The sequence below is a fragment of the Desulfogranum mediterraneum DSM 13871 genome, from assembly GCF_000429965.1.
Lineage (GTDB): Bacteria > Desulfobacterota > Desulfobulbia > Desulfobulbales > Desulfobulbaceae > Desulfogranum > Desulfogranum mediterraneum.
The window spans coordinates 161,460-182,025 of the sequence record NZ_AUCW01000014.1 but is presented as its reverse complement, the minus strand read 5'-3'; the positions used below and the strand labels follow the sequence as shown (position 1 = coordinate 182,025).

General features: G+C 58.6%; 15 protein-coding genes. 1 reads left to right on the top strand and 14 read right to left on the bottom strand.

What is annotated here, in order from left to right:
* On the top strand, positions 1 to 648 hold a 648-nt coding region (locus G494_RS0107260), incomplete at its 5' end, for a biotin/lipoyl-containing protein (protein ID WP_028584004.1).
* Positions 649 to 759: 111 nt separating this feature from the next.
* Here G494_RS0107260 and G494_RS0107255 read toward each other — a convergent pair.
* The 14 genes from G494_RS0107255 to tssA all read right to left on the bottom strand — a co-directional run bounded on the left by G494_RS0107255 (position 760) and on the right by tssA (position 20,564).
* On the bottom strand, positions 760 to 1,527 hold the full coding sequence (locus G494_RS0107255; protein WP_035245751.1) for a hypothetical protein: 768 nt from the start codon (positions 1,525 to 1,527) through the stop codon (positions 760 to 762).
* 133 nt (positions 1,528 to 1,660) lie between these two features.
* Positions 1,661 to 2,065: a DUF4150 domain-containing protein gene (locus G494_RS0107250; RefSeq protein WP_028584002.1), complete on the bottom strand. Its 405-nt coding sequence runs from the start codon at positions 2,063 to 2,065 to the stop codon at positions 1,661 to 1,663.
* A gap of 94 nt (positions 2,066 to 2,159) precedes the next feature.
* Positions 2,160 to 2,816 (bottom strand): DUF3540 domain-containing protein, encoded by a 657-nt coding sequence (locus G494_RS0107245; RefSeq protein WP_028584001.1) that lies wholly within the window; start codon positions 2,814 to 2,816, stop codon positions 2,160 to 2,162.
* 111 nt (positions 2,817 to 2,927) lie between these two features.
* Positions 2,928 to 3,977 (bottom strand): pentapeptide repeat-containing protein, encoded by a 1,050-nt coding sequence (locus tag G494_RS0107240; RefSeq protein ID WP_028584000.1) that lies wholly within the window; start codon positions 3,975 to 3,977, stop codon positions 2,928 to 2,930.
* Entirely contained in the window at positions 3,974 to 7,663 is a 3,690-nt protein-coding gene (locus G494_RS0107235; RefSeq protein WP_028583999.1) for a DUF2169 domain-containing protein, read from the bottom strand. Before G494_RS0107235 ends, G494_RS0107240 begins: the two co-directional genes overlap by 4 nt.
* Positions 7,660 to 10,023 (bottom strand): type VI secretion system Vgr family protein, encoded by a 2,364-nt coding sequence (locus tag G494_RS22355; protein ID WP_051305479.1) that lies wholly within the window; start codon positions 10,021 to 10,023, stop codon positions 7,660 to 7,662. Before G494_RS22355 ends, G494_RS0107235 begins: the two co-directional genes overlap by 4 nt.
* Positions 10,024 to 10,081: 58 nt before the next feature.
* On the bottom strand, positions 10,082 to 12,751 hold the full coding sequence (tssH, locus tag G494_RS0107225) for a type VI secretion system ATPase TssH (protein ID WP_028583998.1): 2,670 nt from the start codon (positions 12,749 to 12,751) through the stop codon (positions 10,082 to 10,084).
* Positions 12,752 to 12,810: 59 nt separating this feature from the next.
* On the bottom strand, positions 12,811 to 13,833 hold the full coding sequence (tssG, locus tag G494_RS22350) for a type VI secretion system baseplate subunit TssG (RefSeq protein WP_051305478.1): 1,023 nt from the start codon (positions 13,831 to 13,833) through the stop codon (positions 12,811 to 12,813).
* Positions 13,797 to 15,533 (bottom strand): type VI secretion system baseplate subunit TssF, encoded by a 1,737-nt coding sequence (gene tssF / locus G494_RS0107215; RefSeq protein WP_035245748.1) that lies wholly within the window; start codon positions 15,531 to 15,533, stop codon positions 13,797 to 13,799. Before tssF ends, tssG begins: the two co-directional genes overlap by 37 nt.
* Positions 15,534 to 15,551: 18 nt before the next feature.
* Positions 15,552 to 15,968 (bottom strand): type VI secretion system baseplate subunit TssE, encoded by a 417-nt coding sequence (gene tssE, locus G494_RS0107210; RefSeq protein ID WP_051305477.1) that lies wholly within the window; start codon positions 15,966 to 15,968, stop codon positions 15,552 to 15,554.
* 72 nt (positions 15,969 to 16,040) lie between these two features.
* Positions 16,041 to 16,529, bottom strand: a complete 489-nt coding sequence (locus tag G494_RS0107205) for an Hcp family type VI secretion system effector (RefSeq protein ID WP_028583995.1) — start codon at positions 16,527 to 16,529, stop codon at positions 16,041 to 16,043.
* 169 nt (positions 16,530 to 16,698) lie between these two features.
* Positions 16,699 to 18,186 carry a type VI secretion system contractile sheath large subunit gene (gene tssC / locus G494_RS0107195; RefSeq protein WP_028583994.1) on the bottom strand — a complete coding sequence of 496 codons (1,488 nt, stop codon included), beginning with the start codon at positions 18,184 to 18,186 and terminating at the stop codon, positions 16,699 to 16,701.
* 9 nt (positions 18,187 to 18,195) lie between these two features.
* Positions 18,196 to 18,681, bottom strand: a complete 486-nt coding sequence (gene tssB / locus G494_RS0107190; RefSeq protein WP_028583993.1) for a type VI secretion system contractile sheath small subunit — start codon at positions 18,679 to 18,681, stop codon at positions 18,196 to 18,198.
* Positions 18,682 to 18,971: 290 nt separating this feature from the next.
* Positions 18,972 to 20,564 carry a type VI secretion system protein TssA gene (tssA, locus tag G494_RS0107185; RefSeq protein ID WP_028583992.1) on the bottom strand — a complete coding sequence of 531 codons (1,593 nt, stop codon included), beginning with the start codon at positions 20,562 to 20,564 and terminating at the stop codon, positions 18,972 to 18,974.
* Positions 20,565 to 20,566: the final 2 nt, after the last annotated feature.

Sequence of the window (20,566 nt, the reverse complement as noted above, 5' to 3'; positions counted from 1 at the left end):
AACATGGTCCTGGGCTACTTCGGCCGGACCCCGGCCCCGCCCAACCCGGAGATCGTCAAGCTGGCCTCGGAACAGCTGGGCAAACCGGTGTTCACCGATGATCCTCTGGATATCCTGGAGGCGGGTATCCCCAAGGCCACCAAGCTGCTTGAGGAAAACGAGCTGCCGGTCACGGATGAGAACATCTTTATCGTGGCCAGCTGTGAACAGAAGGGGCTGGATTTTCTCCTGGGCAAGGCGGTGACCAATGTCCGCAAGATCAGCGATCAGGAGGTGGAGCCCAAGGCGGCCCCGGCTGCCCGGCCTGCTGCTGGGGCTCCCCTGGGTGAGCGGAACTACTCCATCGTGGTCAATGACCGTGCCTACCAGGTCTCGGTCAGCGATGGTGGCGGCATTCAGGCCCGTCCGGCTGCGGCCGAGCCGGCAGCAGCCCTGGGAACGGTGATCGATGCCCCCACCCCGGGCAACGTGGTCAAGGTCCTGGTAGAAACCGGGCAGAGCGTCAAGGCCAACCAGCCCATCGTTATCCTGGAGGCCATGAAGATGGAGTCCGAGGTCAAGGCTCCCTCGGCTGGCAAGGTGCTGGCCATCCATGTGACGGCCGGCGATACGGTGCAGGCCGGCGACATGCTGCTCACCATCGGTTGAGTTGGCAGAGCTGCGGCCTTGTCCTGGCCCTGTTCTAAGCGCCTCCAGGCCGCTCATCGGCCCGGAGGCACCTGCCTCGGAGATGGAGCTGACTGTGCCGCAGGGGTTGATTCAGATCTTCAACAGATGTAACTCCGGGGCGTCGCCCTGTGGTAATTCCCCGAAGATAAAAGAGGAGACCGCGCCTTCCACCTTGAGGTAGTAGGAGTCCTCCTCGGCCAGGACATTCTCTACACCCCAGGCCGTGAACCTCTCCCCGCCGCACGAAAGCTCCATGCCCTGCAGAGGGTATTCCAGGACAGATCGCTCCGGCAGGCGTCCTGCCGGACCAACCCCGTGGGCGGTAATGGTGCCGCCGTTTAGCCCCAGGAGCCCACCCTGCCACTGTTCCCCTGTCCCGGGACCGACCTCAAACCAGATCCCGAATCCCGGGTTGGCATGCAGCCGCAGTCGATAGGCCTGCTCCTGTTTTTTCGCCGGCATGTTCGCCATGGCCGCAAATTTGGCCCCCAGGCTATGGCTGTCGGCAGTCACCATGGGGATATCCGCAAAGATGCCGGGCAGAACGTCCCGCTTCATCTTTCCCGAAGAATCCACCACCAGGATGGGCAGTTCCGGTCGTTTCTGCTGGACCACAATGGTCAGCAGGCTCAGGCCATAGCGGACCCCAGGGCCCAGGGCCGCCTCATCGACAACAATGACCCAGAGGGTGATTCCCCTTTCCTGGAGTTGGTCGCTGACCGCAAGCCAGGCCATCTTCTTCAGGTCGTCCTCCCAGAAGTGTCCCTTGGCCTCCAGGCCATATTGAGCGGCCGTGGTCAGCAGGGACTGGACCTGCTGCTGTTCTTTCTCTATGGCGGTTATCCAGATTTTTTTCATATGATTTTTGATCTATTAAGGTTGAAGCCCTGTGCTCAGGGGGCGCCCCAGGAGCCTTGATCCCTGCATGCGCCTGAGCAGGAGGGTAGAGCGGAGTCGCAGGCTGTTGCGCTCACTATCCAGACCTGGCTCGCTAGCCCAGGGACAAGACCGTAACCTGGCTGGGAACGATACACATGCCCGGCCCATTGGGCAGGACGGCCATGGAGTTCTGGCCGGTGACAGAGGTCAACCGCTGGGCAGGCACACCATCCACAAAGATGGTAAAGCAACCGACCTCATAGTTGGTCTCCCCTGAGATCATGTGGGAAACTACCCCGGTCTCTACGCCGGTATCGTCACCCACACTGACCAGCCCCTTGGACAGGGTGTTGATAACGGGCATGCAGTCGATCAGGACATTGTAGGCCGCCGGCGCCGTGGTAATGCTCTCACCAATATTGGGGTAGGGGATGGGAGCAGGAACCGGGCCGATGGGGGTGAGACAGACATCAGGAAAGCCCAGATCCATTCCTGCGCCCATGGTCAGCATAAACATGTGCAGCCTCTGGTTAAGAAAAGTTAAGAAAAGATAAATGTATAAAAAAAGAGCTTAAGGGTGCTTTGAAGGGTCAGTTCTCTTCCAGCCAGCCTCAACTCATGTGGATCTGCTCGGCGTGGATGGTGTGCAGTTCTTCCGAGATATTGAGGGTGTTGCCCGCCTGGGTGGTGAGGGTCTCCTCCACCAGGTAACGGCTGGAACCGGTCTGCACCTCCTCATGGTCCTGGACAAAACGTTCACTGTTCTCCATCCGCTGGGTCAGACGCCTGAGCGACTGCTCAATGGATTTGGCCACGGTGGTGATCCGCTCCACCTGGCTGTACAGGATCCTCCCCACCAGGGATATCCTGCCGATGCATGCCTCCGCTCTATGGGCATGGATATGGAGGGCATCGCCGGCTACCTCGATCTCCTCATTGGCTCTGAGGTTGAGTCCCTGGTCCGCGCGGAGCTCAAGGGAGCCGTTTTGGCTATGGAAGAGACCGTCACCAGGGACGACCAGCTCACTGACCCTCTCTTCATTACCCTGTTCCAGGACCGTGAGGATATAGCTGACCCCTCGCATGTCCACCGAGACCAGGACCAGATCGCCCTCCCTGGGCTGGAGCAGACAGCCTGCAGCCTTATGGGCCGCAATCTGGCCAAAGGATACCGCAACCCTAAAGGTTCCCTCTTGGTCTGCGGAGTGAATGGTTCCATATTCCAAGCCTGGTTGGGGCTGTTCAATCGTCTGGTTGAGTTGTTGCATGTTTGTCCCTGCGGTTTGAATGATGGCCATCTCGATGAGAGCGTGCAGGCCTACTACCCTGCAGCCACTGTTTTCTTACTCTTCCCTGACAGCGTCCTGGAAAGCCGGTATTTAGCCAGGCCACGCCTCTGCCTCTGCCAGATCCTGGTCCAGCCCCCGGATGGTGGCGGTCAGGGCCCCCTCCCAGATGGTGTGTTCCTCCACGGTCTTGTGCATCCTGGCCATGTGCAGGTTGGCTCTGGAAAAATCAGCCCCGGAAAGATCGGCATGGCAAAAATCGGCAAAGGTGCAGTTGGCATCGGAGCCGTTGGCACCGCGCAGGCAGGCCCTGGTGAAGATGGCGTGGGTCAGGTCTGCGCCCCTGAGGTTGGCCAGGGTGAGATCCGCCTCACCGAAATAGCAGTTCTGCAGGCAGCCCTGTTCCAGCTTGGCCCCCTGGAGCAGGGCCCCCTTGAACATGGCCTTGCCGCCCCGTATCCCGCTCAGGTCCGCGCCGCTGAGGTTGGAGCCGGAGAAGTTGGAGTAGGCGATATCGGCATTGGAGAACAGCGCCTCCTGGAGATCGGACTGGTCGACATTGACGGTGGAAAACCTGGCATCCCTGAAGTCCTGACCGCGCAGGTTGCAGAGGCCCAGATAGATCTTATGAAAACTGCAGCCCGCGAAGCGGGTGCCGCTCAGGTCGCAGTCCTTGAACACGGTTTTGTTGAGATCAGCACCCCGGAGATCCGCGTTTTTGAGGGAGGCATGGTTGCAGATCACCTTCTCAAAGCGGCAGCCCGCCAGCTTGGCTCCCTCCAGGTCGGCATGCTGGAGACAGGTCCAGGAGAAGAGGGTGCCCTGGAAGTCGGTCTGGCTCAGATCAGCATGCTGGAGCTGGGTCTTGTCCAGCCTGACCCCCTGCATGGAGGCGCCTTTCAGGTTCATCTTCCGGAGATTGACCATGGTCAGGTCGGTGCCGTCAAGGCGTGCCCCTGCGAAGTTGCAGTTCTTCAGGCCGGTCTTGAGGATCCGAACCTCACGCAGGTCTGCCCGGCTAAAATCGATATCTTCAAAACGGCCGCCGGACAGATCAGCCCCGGCCAGATCGATGCCGGAGAGGTCCCGGCCCCTGATGGTCAGGTTGTTGGCGATGGCCTGGAGGACGTCTTCTCGTTTCATTTCAAGAACTCTGTGCGCTGGTGAAGAAGGGTTCGTTTTAAATTGGAACCAGTAAAGTCGGTCTTGCCGGTGGTACACTTAAAAAAGTCCGCTGCAAAGAGGTTGCTGCCGCTTAAGTCTGCTTCAACCAGGCGCGCCTTTTTAAAGGAGCTGGCGTAGAGATTGCTGCCCCTCAGGTTGGCCTGTTCAAAATTCGATCCCTTAAACCTGGTCTCTTGGGCAGAGATGGCCGGGAGCTGGGCCTGGGAAAAGTCGCACCGTTCCATGAGGGAGGAGTGGATGGATGCCCCGCTGAAATCAGTTTCCCGCAGGTTGCTGTCCAGAAAGCTGCCCTGTTCCATGGTGATCCCGCTGAAGTCTGCTCCCGGAAACTGGGCTGCACCTGCCATCCGTCCCCTGCTGAGGTCTGCGCCCCTGAAGCAGACCTCCACGCCTTGGGCACCGTGGAACAGGGTGGCAGGGAAAGAGGCTCCGGAGAAGTCGACCCGGTCCAGCACGGTCTTCTTGAAGAGGCATTTCTTCAGCTGGGCCCCTGCAAAGGAGGCCTCGGTGGCCTTGGCATCGGAGAAGAGCGACATCTCGATGGTGGCGCGCTCAAAGCAACTGCCGGCTAAGTCCGCCTTCTGAAAGATGGACATGGAGATCGCTGTCTGACAAAAAGAGGCCCCACTGCACACTGCGCCCTTAAAGAGGGACTGGCTGATGCTGCTGGTATCAAGACGGGTCCTGGAAAACCTTGCCCTGTTCATCAGGGCCTTGTTCATGGTGCAGTTACTCAGGTCAGCTTCGCTGAAATCAGCCTCCTGGGCGATGGTCTGCTCAAAGAGAGCGCCCTGGAGCCTGCACTTTTTGAAGCTGGTTTTTCTGCAGAGGGCGTGACTGAGGTCCACCCCGCTCAGGTCCATCCCTGAAAGATCGAGCCCGGAGATATTGGTATCGGCCAGGCCCAGACCCTGCTGGCAGCGGGCCTGGACCTCTGCTCTGCTCAGTTTTTTTAGACGCTCGGAATCGATGCCCCTGGCCGCCAACGGTTCCCGGATCTTTTCCGGTAGGGCCCCGGCCTTGACCTGGGCAAGCTGCTCTTTTGCGGCAGCCAGCCTCTCGATGCCTGCCTGGTAGCGTTGTTCGCCCGCTGCTCCCATGGCCCGGGCCTGGGAGGCGCTCTCTTTCAGCTGCTCTTCCACCCCAGGGCTCAAGCTTCCCTGCCCCTTCAGGCGATCAGCTTGGTGAAGGAGCTTGGCAGCGATCTCTTCACCCTTCCGGGCAGGAGTGGTCGGCGACGGCTGTTGCCGGTGGAGCAGGGCCGGATCCCGGCCGGCAGCAAGGAGTGCTGTCTTGGCCTTGTCCTGGAGCGCGTCATTGCCCGCCTCCAGGGCAGCAATATCTGCCTGGTGAAACTGTTTGAGCTCGCTGCTGAACTGCCTGACCATAGCCTTGGTATCAACTTTGGGCAGAACCAGACCCTCCAGGACCGATCCCCGGGGAATCTTTCCCGTTTCAGGCAGGGAGAGCTCAACATGGTGGGCCGCAGCAAAGCCCTCGGGCAGCTGTGCCATCAGCCAGGGTCTCAGCCCGCTTTCCCGGTGGAGATCATAGAGATCCTGCCCAGGCGGGAGGGGGACGGCCCGGGCATGGGGGGCGAACTCCAGCCAGGGAGCCCAGCCGGCCTCTGTACCGATCTCCTCCTCAGCCAGGACCACCAGCAGCTGGGGCGCGTTTTCCAGGGCCTCCCGGGCCACCGGATCTGCTTGGCTGGAGGGTGCGCCAAGGGCCAGCACCGCACAGCAGTCTCCCAGTTCCTGTTCGACCAGTCGGGCCTCAAGCTCGTCGGGGACAATGATCAGTGGAGCCTTCTCCTCCAGGGCCGGTAGGAAGAGCGGCGGGGCCTGGGAGCCCGGGATGAGCAGCTCCTGCCGGCCTGAGCGCAGCTCCGCGCGGATCGCCACCGAGATCAGGGTTGCCTCAAAGAACCTGGGGATGACCCAGCCAGGGGGCAGCTCTACCGTCTGTTCTTCTTCGTCCCAGGCGGCCATCTCCTCTGCGGAGGGCTGCTCCTTGAGTCCCAGCCAGCCCTGTTCGATGGTCTGGCGGCTGAAGCCCAATGCAGCCAGCTGCCGTTGCTGCTCCTCAGCCGCTTCCAGATTTTTTCGCCACCGGATCACCAAGGGGAAGCCATGGTCATGCCAGGGGTTTTTCTTCTTCCCGGGGAGGAGATCATCCGGGTCGATCCTGGCCTTGTCCAGCTCTGCGGCCGGGATCCGGGCACGGATTGTCTTGGAGAGCTCAGCCTGGACCGCGGCGCCCTGCTCCTGGGCCTGAGCCGCCTTTGCCAGGACCGTGTCGATTCTGGAGTGTACCCTGTTCAGGGTCTGGCGCATCCGGTGGAACATGCCCAGGTCGATCTCCACCAGATGGCCATACTGTCCATGCATTCTCCTTGCCATGGCCTCCTGGTCGTCCAGGAGCCCATGGCTGTTGGCAATGTTTTTTTGGGCTGCAGCCGCCAGCTCTGCAGGGGTCCGTTGCATGCGCGGAGCCTTGCCCATGGCCTTGAGCTTGGCCTGCTCGACCTCTTTGGGCAGCCGGCGCATCTTCTTGAGCATGGTGCTGACCTTGGTCCTGGCCTTTTCCAGAGGGGCCAGGTCGATATCCACACTGCGATCCCAAAAGCGCTTCTGCTCCTGCCAGTAGTGTTCTATGGAGTGGGCTTCACCATCCAGCTGCTCGGCAGCCACATAGATCCGCTCGATATCCGCATACTCGTCATCCAGGACTTCGAGGGTGCCGCGGTAGAGAAGGAGGCCGCGTAAAACCGTGGGAAAGAGCCAGACCGTATCGAGCTGATGATGGAGCTCTATGAATTCGCTCTCTCCATCCGGGGAGAGGGTTTTCCTGCGGGTCAGAAAACAGCGGGGCCGCTGCCCGGGCAGGTGTGACTGGATCAGGGGCAGGTCCGGATGCATGTTGATCAGTTCCAGCGGCTCGTTTCCCTGAAAAAAGCCGCTGATATACTGATCTGCCGGGGCAGTGTTGAAAAATTCCGGGTTAAAGTCATCCGGGAACCATGGCCAGCGTTCCTCCAACCAGTTGCCTCCATAGGTGCCGCATTTGGCAAAGCGTTGCGGCCAGCTCAGGTCCAGGGGGGCGAAACAGGCGGGTTCCGGGCGATCACGGGGCGAGCCGACAAGGGCTGCCCCATCTTCAATGTTGGGGAGAACCTGGGGCTGGCCTGCTCCGCCGGCCGGCGGGTAGCCCTTGCCCAGGGGATTACGCTCATATCCCGGTCCGCCAAAGCTGTTGTTCCAGCTGAGCGGCAGCTCGACAAAGGAGTGGGGGTGGGAGGGAATATTGCCAGGCTGCCAGCTGCGGTTGCCGAAGACGAGCAGCCTCTTGCGCAACTCACCGAGCCGTAGCTCTACCTCAGAGGCGCTCACCGCCTCCCGGCCCGGAGCAAAGCAGCTCCCGGTGACCAGGACCTCGCCATGGGGCTTGGGAAAGCCCAGGTCTGCCAGGGTAGCTGTCCCCAGTTGTGCGGGCAGGGTTTGCCACAACTCCTGCTCACCCAGGATCGTCTCCGGGCTGGTGAGGTCGAAAAAAACCTGGATCGTTGAGGTGAGATAGGTCTTTCCCCCGAGGCCAAAGGATTTGAGGGCAAAGCCATAGCTGTTGGGTTTATAGATCTTCATATGATGATAAACATGGCCACGATATAGTTGCTTTCCCCTGAAAGTTTAGCCTGTTCGCCGATAACATGGTTCAATTCTCCGTCTATAACGTTGATTTCGCTGTGCATCTTGGTTATTTCCGCGCTCATCGAAATCTTGGAGGCGTTGAGATCAGAGACATTCTCATCGATCCTGGTTACCTCACCGCGGATGCTGGTGGTCTCTGCAGCCAGGGACTCCTTGGTGGCGTTGATTTCGGTGGCGTTCTCGGTGATGCGTTGCCGCTCTGCCGTTATAGCGGTCTCATTTTCGCTGATCTTATCGGAATTTTCATAGATGGCCACCTTGTTGGCCATTATTTTTTCATGGCTGTCACTGATAAAGAGGGCCTGGGTAGAGATGTTGGTCTCCATCTCATGCATTTTTTTGTGGTCGGCAGATAGGGTCCACTTGCTGGGAAAGTGGTAATGGGTAACCCCTCCGATCACAAAACTCGACTCCACTCCCAACACCACATGCTGATAACCAAGCACATTGAGGTGGAACTCCTCTCCCACGATGGTGGTGGATTCTTCGCCCAGGATCACCTTGTTCTCCGTGGCTGCCTCCACATCGATCAAACCGTCGGTGGCCAGGTGGATCCCGAAGTGCTCCTTGTCCTTTTCCATGGTCTTGAATTTCCAGCCGGCACCGCCCTCCTCACTGCCTTCCGGAGCTTTTTCTGCTGCCTCTGTGCCGGCGGCCGGCGGATTCCCTGGGGCCGATCCGCTCTCCCCGCTCCCTCCACTGGTTGCTGCGGAGGTCCCGCTCGGCAGAGGGCGGACCATGGGATCATTGGGTGCACCGATCCTCACAAAGGAGCCCTGCTGGGGACTATGCATCAGGATCCGCTCACTGCCCGTCTTGTCTTCGATATGCAGCTTGTTGCCCCCGGAGGTGGTCAACTTGGCCATGGTCTGATTGGCGCTGGTAATCTGGGAGGGGGAGTCCGGGTTGGCCACTGCCCCGGCGATCACCGGTCGATCAGGATTGCCGTCAATAAAGGTGAGCAGCACTTCACAGCCCTTGTGGAGCGGGAAATGCATTCCATGATCACTGCCGCCATAGGGCTGGAGCATCCGGACCCAGGCCGAGGCCTTGCCCCCCTGCCGCTCGGCCCGGTCAAAGGGGAGGATCACCTTGTAGCGTCCCTGCTCATCGAGCTCTGCGTACTGGCCCGAGCCCGCACCGTCTATCCGGCCGTTGATGGTGCCATGGAAGCGTGGTCGCCGGGTGGTCCGTTCAGCCCGGAACTGGACCTCGCTTGCAATGGCAGAAAAGGTGTTGCTGTAGACGCTCTCAAGCTCATATCCTGTGAGTTGCTCCTGGATCCCGCTGAGCAGAGAGGAGGCCTGGTTTCCCTGATGTTCCACCCTCAGGGTAAGGTAGGCGCTGTTCATCTTTTGCTGGAAATGGTTCTGGAGCGAGAAGGTGTAACCGGGCATCAGGTAGGGAACGGTGGAGGCGCCATGGAACTGCTGCGCCTTGCAGGCCATCTCTTCGGCCCGGATCCTGGCAAGCTTGTCGCCCTCCTCCGGGGTACGAAAATGGTCGCCATAGTAGTACTGCTCACCGTGGCCGGAGGCCGTGACCTGGGCCTTGCCCCGGACTGCAAGGGAGGGCTTGCGGTAATTGTAATCCTGCAGGGTGATGGTCTGGGGAACCAGCTGTCTCTTGCAGACAAAGGATTGGATAGCCTCGTCAAGGTGGGCGGCCTCCAGGCCGGAGACCGGTGCGTAGCTGAGATCGCTGCCCTGGCCCGAGGGGACATGGGCAAGCTTGGAATCGGTCATGATCAGCTTTTCGCTCTCCTTGCCCTGATCAAAGAAAAAGTAGATCCCGTTGCGCTCCATCCAGCGGCAGATAAAGGCATAGTGACTCTCCGCATACTGACAGGCATACTCCCAGGTAAGGTAACTGCCCTGCAACCTGAACTCAAAATCCAGGGTGGAGAGACCGCCGTCCTGCAATACCTGGGCAATGATATCTTCTGCGCTACGGTCTAAAAATATCTGGTTGTGGTGGCTCAGGGTGAGGCGCCATAGCTTCGGCACCAGCAGGGCTCGATAGAGATAGCAGGGGCCGACCGCCCGAATCAGCTCAAATTCAGCGATGATGCCATGAAAGGGGACCCTGCTGCCGTCGGGCCGATGGATAAAAAAGGAGGCCGGTTCCTGCATGATCCCGTCCATATCAAGATCAGCGCTCTCGGCAACCAGGGTGATGTCAAAGTGATAGAGCCGGGAAAGCCCCTCTGTGCCGCTGAAGCTGACCACGCCAAAGCTTTCCCGGTCCACCGCCTTTGACTGGAAAGAAAATTTTTTCTCAACAAGATAGTTCATACTGCTCCCAGACAGTGCTCACTGTTTTCGACGCCCCTTGGCTGGAGCGCAGCCCGCCTTAGGCGAAGGTAAGGGTAAATTCACCCTCTTGGTCTGTATCCAAGCTAACGGCCGAGGGCATTTCCCCGTCACTCATATGGGTCAGGATCTCCCGCGACAGTTGAGGGAGGACATTACCATTGAGGATGTATTCGATGTTTCTGGCCCCGGTCTCGACCTCGGTGCAGCGGGCAACGATCTGCTCAATCACCCCTTGGCTGTACTCCAGCTGGATCTTGTTGTTGCGGCGGAGCATCTCCTCCAGTTTGGCCAGCTTGATGGCCACGATGTTTTCCATGGCATCCCGATTGAGGCTGTAGTAGGGAATGACCGTGGTCCTGGCCAGGAGGGCGGGTTTGAAGTATTGGGAGAGCATGGGTCGCACTGCCCCCATCACCGCCTCCATGGGTGGCTTGTCCTCAGTTGCGGTCATCTCCTGGATCACATCGGTGGCCAGGTTGGAGGTCAGGATGATGATGGTGTTACGGAAACTGATCTCTTTGCCCTCGCCATCGGTGAGGATACCCTTGTCAAAGACCTGGTAAAAGAGATTGAGCACCTCCAGATGGGCCTTCTCCACCTCGTCGAGGAGGACGATGGAGTAGGGGTTCTGGCGAACCGCCTCGGTCAACATGCCGCCCTCACCAAAACCGACATAGCCGGGCGGGGAACCGATCAGGCGACTGACGGTGTGGCGTTCCTGGAATTCAGCCATGTTGATGGTGACCACATTTTTTTCGCTGCCAAAGATCAGGTCTGCCAGGGCAAGTCCGGTGGCGGTCTTACCCACCCCGGAGGGGCCGGTGAAGAGAAACACCCCCATGGGCTGTTCCGGATTCTTTATCCCTGCCTTGGCGGCCCGGATGACCTCCCCCATGGCTGTCAGGGAATGGTCCTGGCCCTTGATCCGCTCTGCCATCAGCGCCTCGAAGTTGACGATACTCTCTGCCTCATCCCTGAGCATCTTGCCCAGGGGAATGCCGGTCCAGTCTGCAACCACCTGGGCAACCACATCCGGGTTCACCTCAATCTGGATCAGCGGGCTGTCGCCCTGGACCTGTCTGAGTGCCTGGTCAGCCGCTGCCAACCTGGGCTTCAGGGCCGCCGCTTCCCCGGACAGAGGGGCCGCTTGCCCCTGGCTCTCCTGGCTGGGCACAGGCTCCGCCTCCTCCTTGAAACGATGCAGCTGTTCCCGTAGCTCCAGGACGGCCAGCGCTGCCTCCTGTTCCTGCAGCCAGCGGGCCTCCAACTCGTCATGTCGGCTCGTCTGGAGGCTGATCTCCTCCCGGAGCTGCTGATATCGTTCCCGGTCGATGTTGATATTGTTTTCCTGATCCCGCTCCATGGCCTGCTGCTCCCGCTTCAGGGCCGCGCTGGAGCGTTCCATATCTTCGAGGGCAGGCGGCTTGGCACTGAGGTTGATGCTGATCCGGGCACAGGAGGTATCCAAAAGATCAATGGCCTTGTCCGGTAAAAAACGTCCCTGGATATAGCGATTGGCAAAGCTTGCGGCCGCCTGGACGGCGTCATCACGAATGATCACCTTATGGCTCTGTTCATAGCCCGCCTTGATGCCCCGCAGGATCAGGGTGGTGGTGGCGGTGTCCGGTTCCGCCAGCTTGACCAGCTGAAATCTCCTGGCCAGGGCCGCATCCTTTTCAAAGTATTTTTTATATTCGCTCCAGGTGGTGGCGGCAACGGTTCGCAGTTCTCCCCGGGCCAGGGCGGGTTTGAGCAGGTTGGCGGCATCACCGCCGCCGGCGGCACCGCCGGCGCCGATCAGGGTGTGGGCCTCATCGATGAAGAGGATGATCGGGGTGGCGGCCTGTTTGATCTCGCTGATGACCCCGTTCAGGCGGTTCTCAAACTCCCCCTTCATCCCGGCACCGGCTTCCAAGAGACCCATGTCCAGACCGAGCAGGCTGGTCCCCTGGAGCCGTTCAGGGACATCATCCTCAACGATGCGCAGCGCCAACCCTTCCACCACCGCTGTCTTGCCCACCCCTGGCTCACCGACACAGATGGGGTTGTTCTTCCGCCTCCTGGAGAGGATATCGATCATCAGCCTGATCTCCTTGTCCCTGCCAAAGACCCGGTCGATCTTGCCCTGCCTGGCATTTTCGGTAAAGTCGATGCAAAAACGGTGGAGAAATCCCTCCCTGGTCCCTCCGGAGGGAGAGGGGGGGGCGGCCTCGCCCGTCGCCGCTGTTGCGGCCTCGCTGGAGGCCTTGGTGATGGTCCAGAAATTCTTGAGCAGCTCCTCCCGGTTGATCTGGCGGAGGAGATCCATGTATCGGCCCGAGGAGTAGTAGGCAGGCTTGGAGAGCAGGGCGGTCAGGATGGCCCCGGAGCGTATCCTGGCATCGCCCAAATCGATGGAAGCGATCAGCCAGGCCTCCTGAACCAGGTCAAGCAGGATCGGGGAAAAGACCGGCTTGCCGGAGTTACCGTGTTGGTACTCCTCAAGTACCTCCTCCAGGGCCTGGCGGAGCTGCCCGGCCTCTATGGCGTTTTTTTCCAGGATCAGGGGCCAGTCACCATGGGGGTCTTCCAGCAACTTCATCAGCAGGTGTTCAACGGTCACCTCGTAATGGGTTCTGGAGACCGACAGTCCGGCTGCAGCCTGGAGGCCGTTGGTGCAGAAGCTGTTCAAGTGGAGGAGCAGGGACTTGATATCAACATTGACCATGGAAACCCCTTAAGGAGAGATTGTTAAGAAAATAGGCGTGAAACCGTAGCCGCGCCTGTTCACCCTGCAGACCCGCAGAGCGGTACCTTTCCCGGAGAGGGCGTGCCCTCTCCGCTAAACAGCCAGGTATTCCAGCCCAGTTTTCCCCAGTGGGCTCTCCCGGGTTGACAGGTATGCAGGTCTTCTGCCGCAACCTCTACCTCGATATCCCACAACAGGGGTTGATCGAGATAGAAGCGCACACACTCACAGAGCAAACCGTAGGCCGGGGTGTCGGGCAAAACTTCTTGCAGGCTCCGGCCGCTCAAAGGGCCGAGGCAGATGCGAAACTTTCCCATCATATCGAGGAGCTGGCGGCCAAGGTGCGCGTCTTCCCCAAGGCAGTGATTGTTCCGGCCCAGGGAGCAACGCTGTTCCGGAGCAATCACCGCCAGGTAGTGCACACACTGCTCGATTTCAACTGCCTGGAGCTGGAGGCAATGGGCGATGATGGTGCGCAGGCCTGCAGCAGAGCGGGGTGCCTGGCTGGCCAGACCGATATAGGGAAGAAAGCGTCGACTCTGCCGGAGTGCCAGCCGGGCATGCTCGCCGCCCAGACCAAGCAGGCTGAAGAGCTGGTCATAGATCTGACTGTGACGGTTTTCAGCGAGTTGATGGAGAATGGAATATTTTTCCCAGATCTCGAAACAGTGCTGAAAAAAGGGCTGGTTGATGACATCGAGGAAGTCCCGGGTAATCGAGTGCTCCTCTCGCTGTTCCTCAAGCAGGTCTTCGGTATAAAAGGTCGGTAGGGGTGAAGAGGGGCCGTAGAGTCCCATAAAGGCCAGGGTTACCCGATAGAGCGCACCCTTTTTTTGTTCAATCTGTTCCACCCTGACAACATCGGTCCCTGGGAAATCCAGGCCTAACTCTGCCCGGCAGCGGATAAAGTCAAAGACCTGGTCATAGCCGCGGGGATCACCTGCCCTCTTGATCAGGATCAGCCGGAGGAGGCGGAGAACCTGGACAAAGGGAACCTGCCGGCCATGCTCCAACAGGAGCTGCTCTAGATCAATGTTTTGTTGCCGACCCGAGTTGGCCATGGGTAGGTCTCTCCACTGACGCTATCTATAATGTCCAGCTGAATAAAGGTATTCATGCTGCAATATTCAGAAAATAACTGGTCCAAAACCATGCCGAACAGGCAGAAGTCACCCGTACCTGCAAAATGGTCGCTCCTGGCGGTCAGGCGAATCTTCTGCCCCCGCATCATCTGGCCCCGAATCAGCCTGTTGGTCGGGGTGACCTCAAACTCTTCAATTCCTTGAATCCTTTTTAGATTGGAAGCCACCCGACCCTGGTCCCGATCCTGTTTAAAGACATAGAGTTCCAGGAGCTCTGTCAGGTTTTCCACGGTGGAGAGGCTCAGGAGGTTCAAAGAGAGGTGGGATAAAAGTTTCCAGAGCAGGCTCCCGGAGAGCGGAGGGTCGATGGAGAGGGTGGGTTTCATCAGGTTGCTGAACTCCACCAGTTCAGGGGTCTGTGAGGTCGGCCTGCAGACGTCGCCAAGTTTCAACTGTTGGGGAATATCTCCGTTGGTGCAGGTCAGAGACACCGAGATGGTCTCCTCCGCCAGCTCCAACTCCTCAGGGGGGTAGGAAAACTGGAGCGACAACTCCGGCCTGTTGGAGACCTTGGAGATCGAGTGCAACAGGCCGTAACTGTTGCCCACCCTCCCTGCTCCGAAGAGCGATGCCGAGTGGTATTCTTTTTTTACCATGGCCCCCCGGGTATAACCGGTAACCCGGTCAACGGAGTATATTTCAGGCCGCCTGCCCTCCTTCAGGGCAGGGCTGACCATGATCTTGTCCCGACTGTGATCCTGGAGGATGGGATCTGCCTCGTGGCTGAAGAGGTTGATGACCGGGACCGTAGAGAGCAACAGGGCGTCCAGGCCCAGGTTCGGCAGGGTCAGGGTCGATGGTTCCAGTTCAAAGCAGAGGCGAAAACCTGTCCCTGTGCCCCGATCGGTCCACTCCCCGAGCCCCCTCAACTCCAGAAAAAGAAACTTATGGGGGAGCAGGAAGTATTCCTGGAGATAACGAAACCCTGGAAAGGAGTTTCCGGGATAGGGGAGCAGGCTGTTTTTGCGCTCAAAGGCGGTGGGCTGCAGCGACTGAGCAGCAAGGCTAATGCCCTTGCCCCCCTCCTCGGACTCTGCGACAATCCTGCGCAGCTTTCTGGTCAGGAGGTAGAACAGGTCAGCGGCCCTGGAGTAGCTGCCGCCGATATAAAAGGCCAGCTTCTCAGGGATCCAGGTGTCCAGGCCCGGTCCGCTAAGGCGGAACTCCACCGTGATCTGTTGGCCGCCGGCTGCGGAGCCGCTGTTGCTGATCCTGGTGATTGCAAGGGGTTGGACCGTGCAGTCAAAGCAGGTCTTAAAGGTGGCGGAAACCTGATCAACCCTGTTGGCGCCCAGCTCAGTGCCGGCCTGGATCAGGAGGGGCTCCTGCAGGCCTTTTTTGGGGGTAAAGCGGACCAGAGAGACGGCAGGGATACTCTTGAGGAAGTGGGGGAAGATGAAGTTGGTCAGCGAATGGATGACTTCCGGCAGATGATCATCAATCTTCTGCCTGAGCAGGCCGCTGAGAAAGGCCGTGCCTTCGAGCAGCCTCTCCACATCAGGGTCGGCCGCCTGGCCGCTGAGCATGGGCGCAATGGCAGGGTGAACCTCGGCAAACTCCCGGGCAAGTTGCCTGAGGTTATAGAGCTCCTGTTCATAATATTTGGAATAGACGTCCATCCGGATCCCCTGCCTTGCCTACGAAGAAATGCTTATTTTACCCTCTGTGGAGACCACGGTCTCAAAGATCACCGGTATCTCCTCCTGCTCTGCAAGGTTGGCCTCCAGCCTGAATCGTAAAGAAAAATTCTCCTGGTCTTCATGCTGCATGATCAGTCTGATGTCTTTGAGTCGCGGCTCATACTTCTGCACCACCTCTTGAATCACCTCTTCGATGCGCTGCCGCGCCTCCTGGATACTGTCTCCCGGGATATTGGTCATGTCGGGCACGCCGAAGTCCGGGGCAATGGTGACACTTCCCTGGCGGGTATTGAGCAATCTGAGCAGGTGGGCAATGATAGAGTTCACCTGCCTGGCGCTTGGTGTCAGCGGCTGCTGCGGCTCTGGTTCTTCAAGCCGACCGATACGCTCAAGCAGGCGTTCCTGGAGGATCATAAACCCCTGTCCAGGGCAGGGGATGAGTTACCGCCAGGCCTGGTGGTCGGATCATGCCCCTGGAGTAGAGGTTTATGATTTGGGAGATTTCCAGTCATCTTCGGCCTCGATACCGTCGGGCTCGTAGGTCCAGACAATCTTTTCATAGGAAAAAGAAACCTCTTCCATGTCATGGTAGGACTTGTTTTCCTCCAGGAAGGTGGTGGGGGTAAACTCCCGCATAGCCACGATGATCGCATTTTCCAGCTTGATGGTGAAGTAATGTTCTTCCTGACCCTTGGGGCTGACCCGATAAAAATCGAGTTCAAAGCTGGTGATCTGTTCACCGGTGCAGCAGGCCTGAAAGAGGAGGGGGCTGGCTTGATCCTTGTGTTTTTGGATGGTGAGCGGCTTGTGGATTCTCTGCCCTGTGGGTAAGCCGGAATGGGTGTCGCGGGGGATCTCCACGGAATGTTCCAGGCTGTATACCAGGATCGCGTTTTCACGACCGGACTGGCTGCAGTCGCCTTTAATATCTCCCTGGCTTGCTCCTTTCACCTTAAGGTACATCGTATTTGCCATCTGGTTTCTCCTTTTAGAGGATGAGATAATGAGAAGGACTCGCTTTGTTTCTTTGCAGGAGGCAGAGGTCCTGGCTCCAGCCTCCTGCCTCCCGGATCAGGTCAAAATCCGTGACCTGGCGGTGCCCTGCCTGGGCCGTTCTGCAGGCTGCCTGCAAGCCTCTTGACTATCAGGACTTATCGAGCTTGCCCACCAGCGAGAGGGTGAAAGATGCGCCCATGTACTTGAAATGAGGTTGGATCGCCATGTTGACCTTATACCAGCCAGGTTCTCCCTCAACATCGGATACCGTGATCTGCGCCTTACGCAGGGGACGACGACTTCTCACCCCCTTTCCCGGGTTCTCCTGGTCAGAGACATATTGACCGATCCACTTGTTCAACTCGTCTTCCAGTTCTCCGCGATCCTTCCAGGTTCCGATATTTTCCCGCTGAATAACCTTAAGGTAGTGGGCAAGACGGCTCACCACAAAGGTGTAGGGCAGCTGGGTGCCGAGCTTGTAGTTGAGCTCAGCCTGTTTCCCTTCCGGGGTGTTGGCAAAGGTCTTGGCCTGCTGGATGGAGTTTGCAGAGAAGAAGGCCGCATTATCGCTGCCCTTGCGCATGGTCAGGGCCATAAAGCCCTCCTCAGCCAGTTCAAACTCTTTGCGATCAGAAATTTCGATCTGGGTTGGAATCTTGTTTTGTATCTCGCCCATGGCCTCATACTGGTACATGGGGAGATCTTCAACCGCGCCTCCGCCCTGGGGGCCGATGATGTTGGCGCACCAGCGATACTTGGCAAAGCTGTCGGCAACCCTGGAGGTAAAGGCAAAGGCTGCATTACCCCAGCAGAAGGCGTCGTTGTCGGCAGAGACGTCTTCCGTATAGTTGAATGATTTTGTGGGATTGTTTTCCGGGCCATAGGGGAGCCGTAGCAGAAAACGCGGCAGGGCCAGGCCAATGTTACGGGCGTCTTCGGATTGGCGCAGTGATCTCCACTTGGTGTATTGTGGGCCCTCAAAGATGGATTTCAGATCCTTCAGGTTGGGCAGACCGTTAAAGTCATCGAGTCCGAAAAAGCTTGGCCCGGCTGCAGCGGTAAAGGGGGCATGGGCCATGGTGGCCACGCCGGCAATATTCTGGAGCAGGGCGATGTCCTGGTTGCCGGGGCCAAAGTCATAATTTCCCACCATCATTCCGTAGGGCTGGCCGCCGAACTGGCCGTACTCCTCGGTGTAGGAGAGTTTATAGAGGCCTGATTTGACAATCTCCGGCGCGTCCTCAAAATCATCAATCAGGTCCTGTTTGCTCACGTTGAGCAGCTCGACCTTGGTATTCTCCCGAAAATCGGTATGGTCGACCAGGTACTTTAATGAACGCCAGGCAGACTCCAGTTTCTGAAAGTCGCTGTTGTGGAGAATGGTGTTCATCTGCAGGGAGAGCTTCTGGTCAAGTTCGGCAATCATCTCATCCACCAGCCCCTGGCTGATCTTCGCCGTTTCCCGTCCGGGTTTGAGCAGCTCATCGATGAAGGCCTGCACGCCCTGTCTGGTAACCGCATACCCCTCGTCTCCGGGTTGGACCCTGGTGGCCTGGACTATCTCATCGAGCAGGGAAAGCTCCTGCTGTTCTGCCTGATCAACTGCTGCTTTTTTTTGTTCACTGGCATCTGCCATGGTTCTCTCCTATTCTTCTATCCCAAGTTCAGCGAGCAGTCTGGCCCTGGCGCTCTCATCGGTGACCAAGGAACTCACTTTTTTCTTGAAATCAGGGATGTTGCCCAGGGGACCCTTCACCGCCTTCAAGGCCTCTCTCAGCTCAAGCAGCTTGTTGAGTTCCGGAATTTTTTTGATGATCGCGTCAGGGTCGAAATCGTGGAGCGATTTGAAATCCAGATCAAGGTGCAGCTGGGCTTCGGGGTCTTCATCGAGTTCATTCTTGACAAAGGTGTCCAGCCTGAGCTTCTGGCCTGCAAGCACATCGTTGAAGTTGTCCTTGTCGATATTAATCGCCTTCCGATCTTCCAGTGCGGTGTCATCCTCCTGCCGGGTGTAATCGCCCATCACCAGAATCTTGAGCGGAAGTTCAACCTCTTCCTGGGCATCACCGGTGGCGGGCTTGTAGACCACGTTCACGCGTTCCTTGGGGGCAACGGATCCTTCTTGAGACATAGTATCCTCCTGTTGGCTGGATAAGGGGTAGGGCAGGGCGCGGGAGAACAGAATCGATTAAAGGCTACCTTGAAAAATGGCTTTTTCTTCCAAGCTCTGCGTTATGGTAAAAATTGTATCCTCGGAATATCAGTTATATGCCTGCGGTACCATTTTTACCATGCCTCGGAGTCTGCGCGTACCTGATCTTGATCGAAAAATCTACCTTTTCAAAGCACCCTGAAGAGACAAAAAAACAATCGATTACAGATGCGATAATTTATAAAATTGTAGCAGCATGGACAAGGAAATCAAAATGAATTTATGAGTTTTTCCGGTGCCAGCAGCATCAGGCGGTCCCGGAGGAGGCGGCTGCGGTGGCGCCACTCTTCGCCGACCTCCTGCTGAAAACAGTGGTGGACAAGGAGCAAGCCCTCCAGGGCAAGCTCCGGTTCCCAGGCTTCAAGTTCCCTCCGGTCGATGACCTCGAGGATCCGCTCAGCAAAGGGAAGCGCCGGCTCACTCTTCTTGCCCTGCAGCATCAGGCGGCATAGCGCCAGGTCATGGCGAAAACGGACCCTCTGGCTGGTGATGGGGTCACTGTTTTCCTGAAAATAGCGGACTGCTGCAGAGAGCCCCTGGCGGCCGACACGCTCCAGGGCCTTGGCCTGGCAGGCTCTAAGGGTATCATCGCCTCCTGTGCTGCTGGCCGTTCCAGCTGCGTCGGGCCCGGCCTCAGCCCCCTGCCGGAGCCATGCCCTGGTAGCCTGGCCGGCAAAGGGCAAACCTCCCTGGAAAGAGAAGGTCTCGATGGTTGGCAGGCGCTTAAGATAGAGGCGGGTATCGTTTTCCACCGCCAGCGCAGCCGTGGTCGCGCCAAGTTGCTGGAGGGCCGTGGCCACCCAGTAGCTCAAGTCCAGCCAAAATAGATATTGGCGGACGTGTCCCTCTGCGGTGCTGAGCAGGTCCGACCAGCGTGCTGTCTGGTACTGGCCCTGAAGCAGCGAGATCAGCTGCTCATCCGGCGGGGGCAGCATGGTCTCACCATCGGTGGCCGGCGGCAACACCTCCACCTGGCTCCAGGCTGCCAGGCGATTAAGCTGATAGGAAATGGGGCTCCCGGAGTCCTCGGCAAAGAGCTTGGTTGCTGAGCTGCAGAGAAAGTCGAAACCGGCGTGGAAGTAGGCAGCCCCATCATCCCCCTCCTGGCCATTGTCCCCAGGTGCCCCATTGTCCCCAGCCGCCTGGGGGACAGGTGGGGCCTGGGGGACAGCAGGCTGTGGCAGAGCCGCAGGCTCCCGAACGTCGGCTGCGCCCCCCCCATGGGGGGGCTGCTCCGTGTCCGGCTCTTCGACGCCGTCATCGACCGGAAGCTGCAGGCGGCTGGCCAGGGTGTCGACCAGGGTGCGGAGCAGGGGACCGTCAGGGAGCTGTTCGCCAATAAAGGCATCGATGGCCTCAAGATCATCGATGGCCTCTGCCCGCTGCTCCGGCTCCCAGGTTTCAGGCCCCAGCTCTGCAAGCAGCTCGTTGAGGGTCTCACTCCACCAGACCAGGGCATTGATCCTGCCTTTCTTCCTTTTTTTGGGCGGGTAGAGCTGGTCCCAGAAGGTGTCGAGCAAGACCCTGATCACATGGATACCGAGAGCGCAGCCCCTGAGTCCCTGGGTATGACCCAGGGCAATGCAGAGGTAGGAGGCAACCAGAAGGTTTTTCGACTCCTGTTCCAGGATCTTTTGGCTCAGTTCCGCTATCTTCGACCAGTCCACGGCCGAATCAGCAGTGGGGGAGGAGAGTTTCTTTACCTCCTCGGTCAGGGCCTGGTAGTCCTCGCCATAGGTGATATCCGTGCCCGCTGGTTGCTCTGCACTGACCGGCTCCTTACCCAGATCATATATCGTCATAT

What these genes read in the sequence shown, in the direction of transcription:
- G494_RS0107255 (WP_035245751.1), bottom strand. Translation starts at nt 1,527, where the DNA reads ATGAAAAAAATCTGGATAACCGCCATAGAGAAAGAACAGCAGCAGGTC.
- G494_RS0107250 (WP_028584002.1), bottom strand. Translation starts at nt 2,065, where the DNA reads ATGTTTATGCTGACCATGGGCGCAGGAATGGATCTGGGCTTTCCTGAT.
- G494_RS0107245 (WP_028584001.1), bottom strand. Translation starts at nt 2,816, where the DNA reads ATGCAACAACTCAACCAGACGATTGAACAGCCCCAACCAGGCTTGGAA.
- G494_RS0107240 (WP_028584000.1), bottom strand. Translation starts at nt 3,977, where the DNA reads ATGAAACGAGAAGACGTCCTCCAGGCCATCGCCAACAACCTGACCATC.
- G494_RS0107235 (WP_028583999.1), bottom strand. Translation starts at nt 7,663, where the DNA reads ATGAAGATCTATAAACCCAACAGCTATGGCTTTGCCCTCAAATCCTTT.
- G494_RS22355 (WP_051305479.1), bottom strand. Translation starts at nt 10,023, where the DNA reads ATGAACTATCTTGTTGAGAAAAAATTTTCTTTCCAGTCAAAGGCGGTG.
- tssH (WP_028583998.1), bottom strand. Translation starts at nt 12,751, where the DNA reads ATGGTCAATGTTGATATCAAGTCCCTGCTCCTCCACTTGAACAGCTTC.
- tssG (WP_051305478.1), bottom strand. Translation starts at nt 13,833, where the DNA reads ATGGCCAACTCGGGTCGGCAACAAAACATTGATCTAGAGCAGCTCCTG.
- tssF (WP_035245748.1), bottom strand. Translation starts at nt 15,533, where the DNA reads ATGGACGTCTATTCCAAATATTATGAACAGGAGCTCTATAACCTCAGG.
- tssE (WP_051305477.1), bottom strand. Translation starts at nt 15,968, where the DNA reads ATGATCCTCCAGGAACGCCTGCTTGAGCGTATCGGTCGGCTTGAAGAA.
- G494_RS0107205 (WP_028583995.1), bottom strand. Translation starts at nt 16,529, where the DNA reads ATGGCAAATACGATGTACCTTAAGGTGAAAGGAGCAAGCCAGGGAGAT.
- tssC (WP_028583994.1), bottom strand. Translation starts at nt 18,186, where the DNA reads ATGGCAGATGCCAGTGAACAAAAAAAAGCAGCAGTTGATCAGGCAGAA.
- tssB (WP_028583993.1), bottom strand. Translation starts at nt 18,681, where the DNA reads ATGTCTCAAGAAGGATCCGTTGCCCCCAAGGAACGCGTGAACGTGGTC.
- tssA (WP_028583992.1), bottom strand. Translation starts at nt 20,564, where the DNA reads ATGACGATATATGATCTGGGTAAGGAGCCGGTCAGTGCAGAGCAACCA.